13 protein-coding genes are annotated in these 9659 nt (G+C 68.4%); 10 read left to right on the top strand and 3 right to left on the bottom strand.

The features are described from left to right. From trpC to rarD, 5 genes are all read left to right on the top strand, one after another. A partial coding sequence (gene trpC, locus VNJ47_08665) for an indole-3-glycerol phosphate synthase TrpC (GenBank protein ID HXG28908.1) occupies positions 1-646 on the top strand: 646 nt, incomplete at its 5' end. 60 nt (positions 647-706) lie between these two features. After that, positions 707-1300, top strand: coding sequence for a LemA family protein (locus VNJ47_08660; protein ID HXG28907.1), 594 nt, complete (start codon positions 707-709; stop codon positions 1298-1300). A 13-nt stretch (positions 1301-1313) separates the two neighbouring features. Next, positions 1314-1739 (top strand): OsmC family protein, encoded by a 426-nt coding sequence (locus tag VNJ47_08655; protein HXG28906.1) that lies wholly within the window; start codon positions 1314-1316, stop codon positions 1737-1739. 87 nt (positions 1740-1826) lie between these two features. Further along, positions 1827-2639: an adenosylmethionine decarboxylase gene (gene speD / locus VNJ47_08650; GenBank protein HXG28905.1), complete on the top strand. Its 813-nt coding sequence runs from the start codon at positions 1827-1829 to the stop codon at positions 2637-2639. Further along, complete coding sequence (rarD, locus tag VNJ47_08645; GenBank protein ID HXG28904.1) at positions 2639-3514, top strand: EamA family transporter RarD; 876 nt, start codon at positions 2639-2641, stop codon at positions 3512-3514. The genes speD and rarD overlap by 1 nt, the downstream gene beginning before the upstream one ends. Positions 3515-3521: 7 nt before the next feature. Here rarD and coq7 read toward each other — a convergent pair whose 3' ends face one another. From coq7 to VNJ47_08630, 3 genes are all read right to left on the bottom strand, one after another. After that, the gene (gene coq7 / locus VNJ47_08640; GenBank protein HXG28903.1) at positions 3522-4163 is read right to left on the bottom strand and encodes a 2-polyprenyl-3-methyl-6-methoxy-1,4-benzoquinone monooxygenase; all 642 of its coding nucleotides are present in this window, start codon (positions 4161-4163) and stop codon (positions 3522-3524) included. A 25-nt stretch (positions 4164-4188) separates the two neighbouring features. After that, positions 4189-5145 carry an HD domain-containing phosphohydrolase gene (locus tag VNJ47_08635; GenBank protein ID HXG28902.1) on the bottom strand — a complete coding sequence of 319 codons (957 nt, stop codon included), beginning with the start codon at positions 5143-5145 and terminating at the stop codon, positions 4189-4191. 63 nt (positions 5146-5208) lie between these two features. After that, positions 5209-5799 carry a GAF domain-containing protein gene (locus VNJ47_08630; protein HXG28901.1) on the bottom strand — a complete coding sequence of 197 codons (591 nt, stop codon included), beginning with the start codon at positions 5797-5799 and terminating at the stop codon, positions 5209-5211. A 56-nt stretch (positions 5800-5855) separates the two neighbouring features. On the opposite strand from VNJ47_08630, the gene holA reads away from it, so the two are divergent. From holA to VNJ47_08605, 5 genes are all read left to right on the top strand, one after another. Next, positions 5856-6884, top strand: a complete 1029-nt coding sequence (gene holA / locus VNJ47_08625; protein ID HXG28900.1) for a DNA polymerase III subunit delta — start codon at positions 5856-5858, stop codon at positions 6882-6884. Positions 6885-6968: 84 nt separating this feature from the next. After that, positions 6969-8204 carry a glutamate-5-semialdehyde dehydrogenase gene (locus VNJ47_08620; GenBank protein ID HXG28899.1) on the top strand — a complete coding sequence of 412 codons (1236 nt, stop codon included), beginning with the start codon at positions 6969-6971 and terminating at the stop codon, positions 8202-8204. Positions 8205-8296: 92 nt separating this feature from the next. Continuing rightward, on the top strand, positions 8297-8938 hold the full coding sequence (gene nadD, locus VNJ47_08615) for a nicotinate-nucleotide adenylyltransferase (protein HXG28898.1): 642 nt from the start codon (positions 8297-8299) through the stop codon (positions 8936-8938). Between the two features lie 22 nt (positions 8939-8960). Then, entirely contained in the window at positions 8961-9305 is a 345-nt protein-coding gene (gene rsfS / locus VNJ47_08610; protein HXG28897.1) for a ribosome silencing factor, read from the top strand. A gap of 17 nt (positions 9306-9322) precedes the next feature. After that, positions 9323-9659 (top strand): 23S rRNA (pseudouridine(1915)-N(3))-methyltransferase RlmH (locus tag VNJ47_08605; GenBank protein ID HXG28896.1); only part of this gene is annotated, 337 nt, incomplete at its 3' end.

Below are 9659 nucleotides of genomic sequence, written 5' to 3'. Positions count from 1 at the left end.
CCAGCCCGCAGTGATTGCCGAAATCAAGAAGGCCTCGCCGAGCAAGGGTCTGATCCGCGCCGACTTCGATCCGGCCTTCCTCGCCCAGGATTACGCGCATGGCGGCGCGACCTGCCTGTCGGTGCTGACCGACCGCGATTTCTTCCAGGGCGCGCCGGAGCATCTCCTGGCGGCGCGCGAGGCCTGCGAGCTGCCGGTGCTGCGCAAGGATTTCATGGTCGATCCCTGGCAGGTCACCGAGTCGCGTGTGCTGGGCGCGGACTGCATCCTGCTGATCGTCGCGGCGCTGCAGGACGGCCTGATGCAGCAGCTGGCCGACGGCGCGCTGGCGCTGGGCATGGACGTGCTGGTCGAGGTGCACGATGCCGCCGAGCTGGCGCGCGCGCTGCGCCTGGGGGGCGATGCGCAGCGGCTGCTGCTGGGCATCAACAACCGCAACCTGCGCACGTTCGAGACCACGCTGGACACCACGCTGCGGCTGGTAGAGCAGGTGCCGCCGGACCGCACGGTGGTGAGCGAGAGCGGCATCTTCACGCCCGCCGACATCGCCCGCCTGCGCGCCGCCGGCGTCAACGCCTTCCTGGTGGGCGAGTCGCTGATGCGCCAGCCCAGCCCGGGCGCCGCGCTGCGCCAGCTGCTGGCCTGACTTGAAATTCCCTCCGGCGCGCCGCATGTTGGGCGCGGGGCACCTGAGAGAGATTCCGCCATGCGCACACTTTCCGGGCTGATGCTGATACTGACCACGGCGCTGCTGAGCGGCTGCGGCTACAACACGCTGCAGGCGCAGGACGAGCAGATCAAGGCCAGCTGGGCCGAGGTGCTGAACCAGTATCAGCGGCGCGCCGACCTGGTGCCGAACCTGGTCAGCACGGTCAAGGCCTTCGCCGCGCAGGAGCGCGAGGTCTTCATCCAGGTGACCGAGGCACGCGCCCGCGTCGGCGGCATCCAGGCCACGCCGGAGCTCATCAACGACCCGCAGGCCTTCGCGCAGTTCCAGGCGGCGCAGGCACAGATGACCGCGGCGCTGTCGCGCCTGCTGCTGGTGGCGGAGAACTACCCGCAGCTCAAGTCGGACGCCAACTTCCGCGACCTGCAGGCGCAGCTGGAGGGCACCGAGAACCGCATCGCCGTGGCGCGCCGGCGCTACATCGAGGCCGTGCAGGCCTACAACACCACCGTGCGTTCCTTCCCCAGCAACCTGACCGCCATGCTGTTCGGTCATGAGGTCAAGCCGACCTTCAGCGTGGACAACGAGGCCGAGCTGGCCAGGCCGCCGGCGGTGGATTTCGGCACGGAGTGACGACGCAATGGAAATGAAGGCACGGCTCAAGCTGGCCGAAGGCGTGTGCTGGGTCGGGGAGACCGGCAGCGGTCACGGCGTGGTGATCGACGGCCCGCCGGACATCGGCGGCCGCAACCTCGGCGTGCGGCCCATGGAGCTGGTGCTGCTGGGCGTGGGCAGCTGCAGCGCCATGGACGTGCTGCACATCCTGCGCAAGGCGCGCCAGGCAGTGACCGACTGCGTGGTGGAACTCAAGGGCCGGCGCGCCGAGACCGACCCCAAGGTGTTCACCGACATTCATATGCACTTCATCGTCAGCGGCAACGGCCTCAAGGAGGCGCAGGTCAAGCGTGCGGTGGAGCTGTCGGCGGAGAAATACTGCTCGGCCTCGATCATGCTCAAGGCCACCGTCAACATCACCCACAGCTTCGAGATCCGGCCGGCCACGACAGTCTAGACGGGGGCGGAAAAAGGTTTAATCTTGGATCGGGTTCGGGGATAATACGCGCCCTTTTCAACCGGGCCAGGGTGCCAGGCACGCGCCATGACCAAACTCGCTCAGGCGGATAAGAAACTCAAGCTGCACGGGTTCAATAACCTGACCAAGACGCTGAGTTTCAACATTTACGACATCTGCTACGCGCGCAGCCCCCAGCACCGCCAGGAATACATCGAATACATTGACGAGGCCTATAACGCCGAGCGCCTGACGCAGATCCTGAGCGAGGTCGCGAACATCATCGGTGCCAACATCCTCAACGTCGCGCGCCAGGACTACGACCCGCAGGGCGCGTCGGTGACCATGCTGATCTCGGAAGACCCGGTCAAGACCGAGTCGCTCGACCCGTCCTGCCGCATCGAGCCGAGCAAGGACAGCGTGGTCGCGCACCTGGACAAGAGCCACATCACGGTGCACACCTATCCGGAGACGCATCCGGACAACGGTATTTCCACCTTCCGCGCCGACATCGACGTATCCACCTGCGGGCGCATTTCGCCGCTCAAGGCCCTGAACTACCTGATCGACAGCTTCGAGTCGGACATCGTGATCCTCGACTACCGTGTGCGCGGCTTCACCCGCAACGTGCGCGGCGCCAAGCATTACATCGACCACAAGATCGACTCGATCCAGAACTTCATCGCGCCGGCGCACATCAACCGCTACCAGATGGTGGACGTCAACGTGTACCAGGAGAACCTGTTCCACACGAAGATGCGGCGCAAGGACATCGACATCGACGACTATCTGTTCGGGGAGGGCTCGCGCGAGCTGCCGCCGCGCGAGGCCAAGCGCATCCGCGAGCGCGTCAACCACGAAATCCTCGAGATCTTCTACGGCCAGAACATGAGCCGCTGATGCGGCAAGGCCTGCTGGCGGCGGCCGGCGCCTACTGCCTGTGGGGGTTGTGGCCGCTCTACTGGCGGCTGCTGGAGCAGATTCCCGCCCTGCACATCATGGCGCAGCGGGTGATCTGGTGCGCGGTCTTTGTGCTGGGCTACCTGTTCATCCGCTACCGGCTGGCCTGGCTGGCGCCGCTGCGCGCGAACCCGCGCCTGTGGCTCTACCTGAGTGCCAGCGGCGCCCTGATCGGCGGCAACTGGTGGCTGTACATCTGGGCGGTGAACGCGGACCACGTGGTCGAGACCAGCCTCGGCTATTTCATCAATCCGCTGGTCAGCATCACGCTCGCGGTGCTGGTGCTGCGCGAGCGCCTGAACCCGCGCCAGTGGCTGGCGGTGGTCATCGCCGCCGCCGGCGTGACCTACCTCACCGTGGAGTTCGGGCGCCTGCCGTGGATTGCACTGCTGCTGGCCGGCAGCTTTGCGGCCTACGGCCTGCTGCGCAAATTCGCGCAGGTGGATTCGGTGCCGGGGCTGGCGGTGGAAAGCAGCGTGCTGCTGCCGGTGGCGCTGCTGATCCTGGCGCTGGTGCCGGTACCGCCCGGCGGCCACTTCGGTGGCGATGCCCGCACCGCAGCGCTGCTGGTCGCCGCGGGCCCGACCACCGCCCTGCCGCTGATCTGGTTCGCCTACGGCGCGCGGCGCATCCCGCTGTCCATGGTCGGCATGCTGCAGTACATCGCCCCCAGCCTGCAGCTGCTGTGCGGCGTGTGGGTGTTCGGCGAGCCCTTCACGCGCACACACCTGATGGGCTTCGCCTGCATCTGGGCAGCGCTGGCCATCTACGCCGCGGACGGCCTGTACCGGCTGCGGCGGCTGGCGCGGGCCTGAGGCCTCATCAGAACCAATACGCCGTTTTCGTCATCACCCGCGAGGCCAGCGTCATCAGGCGCCGCACCGGGCCGGGCAGTTCCCGGCCGCCGGCCTGCAGCGCCTCCTCGCCGTGGCGCGCCTCGTCGGCCTTCATCTGCTCGACGATGGCGCGGCTCCTGCCGTCCTGCCCGGGCAGTTTTTCCAGGTGCCCGTCGAGGTGGTCCACCACCTGCTTTTCGGTTTCGGCGACGAAGCCCAGGTTGACCTTGTCGCCCAGCAGGCCCGCGGCCGCGCCGATGGTATAGGCGCCGGCGTACCAGACCGGCGCCAGCCGGCTGGGCTGCTCGCCCAGCTCGCGGAGGCGTTCCTCGCACCAGGCCAGATGATCCTGCTCCTCGGCCGCCGCGCGCTTCAGCTGCGCGCGCACCTGCGGGTTGCGCGCGGTCAGGGCCTGGCCCTCGTACAAGGCCTGGGCGGCGATCTCGCCGGCGTGATTGACGCGCATCAGGCCGGCGGCGTGCCGGCGCTCGGCCTCGTTCAGGGGTGCGTCCGCGACCTTGCCCGCGGGATTGGGGCGCGCAGCGCCGCCGGCCGGATGCGGCGGCGCCAGGGCGCGCTGCAGCGTCATCAGCAGGCGGTCGGCGGCGGTGTAGTGGCGTTCGGTCATGCTCGGTCCCGCAGGCATGGCCATTCTAGCGCTTCGCCGCCTGGTAGACGCGCCGCTGCTCGAACAGCGACACCAGCTCGGCGTTGACGCGGTTGCGCGCTGCCTCCTCGCGCAGGATGGCGATGGCACGGTCCGCCGGCAGGGCTTTCTTGTACGGGCGGTCGCTGGCGGCCAGTGCGTCGTAGATGTCGGAGACGGTCATGATCTGGCTCTGCAGCGGGATCTGCGCCGCGGACAGGCCCAGCGGATAACCGCTGCCATCCAGTTTCTCGTGGTGGCCGTGCGCGATCGCCGGCACCTGTTTGAGCGTGGCGGTCCAGGGAATCTGCATCAGGAAGCGGTAGGTCTGGCTGACGTGCGACTCGATGACGGCGCGCTCGGCCTCGGTCAGACTGCCCTTGGGAACCAGCAGCTGCTCCAGTTCCTGCTCGCTGATCAACGGTTCTTCCACGTTACCGTTGACGACGCGGTAGGCGGCGATTTCCTGCAACTGCTCCCGGCACGCGTCCAGCGTCTCGACCGCCTGCACCAGCGGCTCGTTCAGGCGCATGAGCAGATCCCAGTAGCGGTCGAGGCGCGCGTGCGCGCGCTGCAGCGAGGTCTCGTCGAGGCCCCCATGGCGGCAGCCCTGCGCGCACTCCGGGTGCCCGACCAGATGGGTCAGGCGTTCGTGCGTGTGCTGGAGCTCGATCTGCTGGCGGGCCAGGGCAAAGCGGTAGCGCAGCGCCTCCAGCTGGGCCGGGTAGAGTTTCTTGGCCTTGAGCAGCACCGCCTCCGGCACGCCCACCTTGCCGAAGTCGTGCAGCAGCGCCGCGTAGCGGATCTCCTGCAGCTGACGCGCGTCGAAGTGCGTCTCACGGAACGGTCCGTGATCGAGCCGGTTGATTTCCTCCGCCAGCCGCACGGTCATGTCCGCCACACGCTCGGAGTGGCCCGCGGTGGACGGGTCGCGCGCTTCGATGATCTCCACCGACGCCCGCACGAAGCCCTCGAACAGGCCCTCGATGTTTTTCTGCAGCTGGTGGCGCTCGATCGAGATCGCGGCCTAGCTGGCCAGGCTCATCAGGATGCGCGCCTCCTGCGGCGAGTAAGGGTGGGTATATTCGACGGCGTTTTCGGGCGTCAGTCGCAGGCGCGAGGATTTCTTGCGGTTGATCAGCTGCAGCACGCCGATGACCTCGCGCTGCTGGTTGAGCATCGGCAGTACCAGCATCGACACGGTGCGGTAGCCGTGCAGGCGGTCGAACTCGCTGTTGAAGGCGATGCCCGGCGGCGGGTGATAGACATCCGGAATGTTGAGCGCCTTGCCGGTCAGGGCGGCACAGCCGGCCAGGCTGTCCGCGCGCATCGCCAGCCGGGTTTCCTGCACCCGCAGCGCCGCCAGCGAATCGTTCTGCGCGATCTTGAACACCAGCTGGGGTTGCGCCGGGTCGCTGCGATCGACCAGGAACACGCTGCCGGCATCGCTCTTGGTGATCTCGCGGCTTTTCTCGAGGATGAAGCGCAGCAGGGAATCGAGGTCCTGCGCGCCGGAGAGCACGGTGCCGATCGCCAGCAGGTGTTCGAGCACGTCCACGCGCTGCTCGGTTTCCAGGTCCCAGGCCGCGACGCCGGCTCCGGGTGCTGACTGGCTCATCGGCCGCACCTCCAGCCCGTAGTATAGTGCCGGCAACCACACAGGCCCTGTAGATCATGTCGATCAGTCCCGCACAACTGCACGGCCAGATCGAGCGCAGCCTGGCCAGCGCCTACCTGCTGGCCGGCGAGGAACCGCTGCTGCTGCAGGAAGCGGCCGATGCGCTGCGTGCACGGGCGCGCGCCGAAGGTTTCAGCGAGCGCGAGGTGCTGCAGGTCGAGACCGGTTTCGACTGGCATCGCCTGCAGGCAGCCGGAGAGAACCTGTCGCTGTTCGCCAGCCGGCGCCTGGTCGAACTGCGTCTCGGCGACAAGCCGCCGGATGCGGAGGGGGCGGGCGCGCTGCTTGCCTGGCTGGAGAAGCCGGCGCCGGACGTGCTGCTGATCGTGCATGCCGGCAAGCTCGACAAACGTGCCCGCGAGAGTGCCTGGTTCGGTGCGTTCGAGCGCCACGGTGTGGCGGTTTACGCCTGGCCGGTGGACAGTGCGGAGCTGCCACGCTGGATCGAGGCACGGCTGAATGCCGCCGGCCTGCGGGCCGAAACCGAGGCGGTTGAGCTGCTGTCGGCGCGCACCGAGGGCAATCTGCTGGCCTGTGCGCAAGAGATCGCGAAGCTCAGGCTGCTGTGCCCGGACGGCCGGGTCACCCCGGCGCGGGTGCGGGAGGCCACCGCCGACAGCGCACGCTTCGATGCCTTCGATCTGGTGGACAAGGTGCTGCTGGGGCGGCCGGCCGCGGCGTTGCAGGTGCTCGACCGGCTGCGCGAAGAGGGGGTCGATGCGGTGCCGATCATCTTCGTGCTGGCCAGCGCCCTGCGCCAGCTGTACCGGGCCGGTCGCGCCATCGAATCCGGCACGGCGCCCGACCGCGCGCTGGCCATGGTCGGAGTGTTTGGTGCCCGGCAGGCCGTTTTCCGGCCAGCGCTGCGGCGCCTGCCGTCTGAAAAAGTACTTGATTTCATAAAGGAAGTTTCATGGGTCGACCGCGTGGCCAAGGGCGCGGCGCGGGCCGAACCCTGGGCGGAACTGGTAAAATTGGCTGCCCGGCTGAGCGGGGTGCCCCTGCCGGGTCCCCGAATGGCCTGAGTAGGACGGCCTGAGCACAACGGAAGCCTCATGAGCGCCAAGACGGCACGCAAGACCACGGATACCTCCCCTCTGGCCCGCGCCATGCGCGAGGTGGGCCAGCGCGCACGCGCCGCCGCGCGCCTGGTCGCACGCGCCGAACCGGGTCAGAAGAACGCCGCGCTGTTCGCCATCGCCGACGAGATCGACGCCTGCCAGGACGACATTCTGGCGGCCAACGCCAAGGACATGAAATTCGCGCGGCAGAAGGGCCTGGACGCCGCGTTGCTCGACCGGCTGGAGCTCAATGCCGCGCGCATCCGCCTGATGGCGGACGGCGTGCGCCAGGTGGCGGCGCTGCCCGACCCGGTGGGCGAGATCTCGGACCTCAAGATGCGTCCCTCGGGTATCCAGGTCGGGCGTATGCGTGTGCCCCTGGGCGTGATCGCGATCATCTACGAGTCGCGGCCCAATGTGACGGCGGATGCCGCCGCACTGTGCCTGAAATCCGGCAACGCCTGCATCCTGCGCGGCGGCTCCGAGGCGCGGCACTCGAACATCGCCATCGGCGAATGTATTCAGAACGCGCTCAAGAACGCCGGCCTGTCGCACGACGTGGTGCAGGTGCTCGATACCACCGAGCGCGAAGCGGTCGCCGAGCTGCTCAAGCTCAAGGACAGCATCGACGTGGTGGTGCCGCGCGGCGGCAAGGGTTTGATCGAGTTCGTGGCCGAGCATACCCGCATCCCCGTGCTCAAGCACCTGCACGGCGTGTGCCACGTCTATATCGATGACCAGGCCGATGTCGAAAAGGCGATCGCGGTCGCGGTCAATGCCAAGACCCAGCGCTACGGTACCTGCAATACCATGGAAACGCTGCTGGTACACAAGGACATCGCATCGCGCGTGCTGCCCAAGCTGGCCACCATCTACACCGAGGCCGGCGTCGAGCTGCGTGGTTGCGAGCGCACGCGCGCGATCCTGCCCGACGCCAAGCCGGCGACCGAGGAAGACTGGGCCACCGAGTACCTGGCGCCGATCCTGTCGATCCGCATCGTGGAGGGCATCGACGCGGCCATCGAGCACATCGCGACCTACGGCTCGCAGCACACCGATGCGATCGTCACCGAGAACATGAGCCGCGCGCGCCAGTTCCTGCGCGAGGTGGATTCCAGCTCGGTCATGATCAACGCCTCGACCCGCTTCGCCGACGGTTACGAGTACGGCCTGGGCGCCGAGATCGGCATCAGCACCGACAAGCTGCACGCGCGCGGCCCGGTGGGGCTGGAGGGGCTGACCTCGCTCAAGTACGTGGTGCTGGGCGATGGCCATGTGAGATAGCTGGCTGGGCGGCGGCCCTTGAAACTTGTGCCAGGAACTCCGACACTGGATGTGATGCAAAACAGCCCGGCAGCTACGCCGATCCGCGACCGGTGGCACTGAAACCGCCCATCGGCATCCTCGGCGGCACCTTCGATCCGATTCACTACGGTCATCTGCGCCTCGCGCTCGAACTGCGCGAGGCGCTGGGGCTGGCCGAAGTGCGCCTGATGCCGAATGGCATCCCGCCGCATCGCGACCCGACGCGTACCGACGGCGCGCGCCGCGCGGCCTGGATCCGTGCTGCGATCGCGGACGAGCCCGGCCTGGTGCTGGACACGCGCGAGCTGGAGCGGGCGGGCCCGTCGTACACGGTGGACACCCTGCGCGCCCTGCGTGCCGAGCTGCCGGATACGCCGCTGTGCCTGATCCTGGGCATGGACGCCTTCGCCGGCTTCCTGCAATGGCGCGAGCCGGAGCGGGTGCTGGAGCTGGCGCATTTGGTGCTGGTGCCGCGCCCGCAGATGCAGGTGGCGCTGGGCGTGCCGCTGGGCAACTGGCTGGCCGAACGCGGCGTGCGCGACCCGGCGCGGCTGCGCGATGCGCGCGGCGGTCTGATCCACGAGTGCGTGGTGACGCCGCTGGCGATCGCGGCCAGCCAGATCCGCGCCCTGGCCGCGGCCGGGCGCAGCGCGCGCTATCTGCTCCCCGACCCGGTCTGGGCCGACATCCGACAGGAGGGCTTTTATACATGACCGCGAAACCCGCAGGCGCAGGATGAAGACACAGGAGCTGACCGATCTGGTGGTCGCGGCACTGGACGACATGAAGGGCCTCGACATCCGCGTGTTCGACGTGAGCGCGCTGACGCCGATCACCGACCGCATGGTGATCGTCACCGGCCGTTCCGACCGCCACGTGAAGTCGCTGGCGCAGAGCGTCGCCGTGCGTGCCAAGGCCGCCCGGCATCCGCCGCGCGGTACCGAAGGCCAACGCCAGGGCGACTGGGTGCTGGTGGATCTGGGCGACGTCGTGGTGCACGTCATGCAGGCCCAGGCGCGCGCTTTCTACCAGCTCGAGAAGCTCTGGGACGTCGCGCCGGTCGCGGCCGCCGAAGTCTGACGGCGGCGGAACGGCGCATGCGCATCCATTTGCTGGCCGTCGGCCGGCGCCTGCCGGCGTGGGTGCAGGCGGGCTATGCCGAGTTCTCGCGCCGCCTGCCGCCCGAATGCCGCCTGATCCTGACCGAGATCGAACCCGGCGCACGCGGCAAGGGCCGCGATCCGCAGCGCGCGATGACGGAGGAAGGCGCGCGGCTGCTGGCGGCCTTGCCGAAGGCCGCCCTGGTCGTGGCCTTGGACGAGCATGGCCGGCAATGGTCCAGTGCCGAGCTGGCGCAGCGGCTGCAGGCCTGGCTGCAGGGCGGACGCGACGTCGCGCTACTGATCGGCGGCGCCGATGGGTTGGCACCGGAGG

Source organism: Nevskiales bacterium (assembly GCA_035574475.1).
Taxonomy (GTDB): domain Bacteria; phylum Pseudomonadota; class Gammaproteobacteria; order Nevskiales; family DATLYR01; genus DATLYR01.
This window is presented reverse-complemented; position numbering and strand designations above follow the sequence as displayed.

Excerpts from the sequence above, each read along its gene's own strand:
- VNJ47_08630 (HXG28901.1), bottom strand. The coding sequence starts at position 5,799 with ATGAGCCAGTCAGCACCCGGAGCCGGCGTCGCGGCCTGGGACCTGGAA.
- VNJ47_08655 (HXG28906.1), top strand. The coding sequence starts at position 1,314 with ATGAAGGCACGGCTCAAGCTGGCCGAAGGCGTGTGCTGGGTCGGGGAG.
- rsfS (HXG28897.1), top strand. The coding sequence starts at position 8,961 with ATGAAGACACAGGAGCTGACCGATCTGGTGGTCGCGGCACTGGACGAC.
- rarD (HXG28904.1), top strand. The coding sequence starts at position 2,639 with ATGCGGCAAGGCCTGCTGGCGGCGGCCGGCGCCTACTGCCTGTGGGGG.
- coq7 (HXG28903.1), bottom strand. The coding sequence starts at position 4,163 with ATGACCGAACGCCACTACACCGCCGCCGACCGCCTGCTGATGACGCTG.
- VNJ47_08620 (HXG28899.1), top strand. The coding sequence starts at position 6,969 with ATGCGCGAGGTGGGCCAGCGCGCACGCGCCGCCGCGCGCCTGGTCGCA.
- speD (HXG28905.1), top strand. The coding sequence starts at position 1,827 with ATGACCAAACTCGCTCAGGCGGATAAGAAACTCAAGCTGCACGGGTTC.
- holA (HXG28900.1), top strand. The coding sequence starts at position 5,856 with ATGTCGATCAGTCCCGCACAACTGCACGGCCAGATCGAGCGCAGCCTG.
- VNJ47_08660 (HXG28907.1), top strand. The coding sequence starts at position 707 with ATGCGCACACTTTCCGGGCTGATGCTGATACTGACCACGGCGCTGCTG.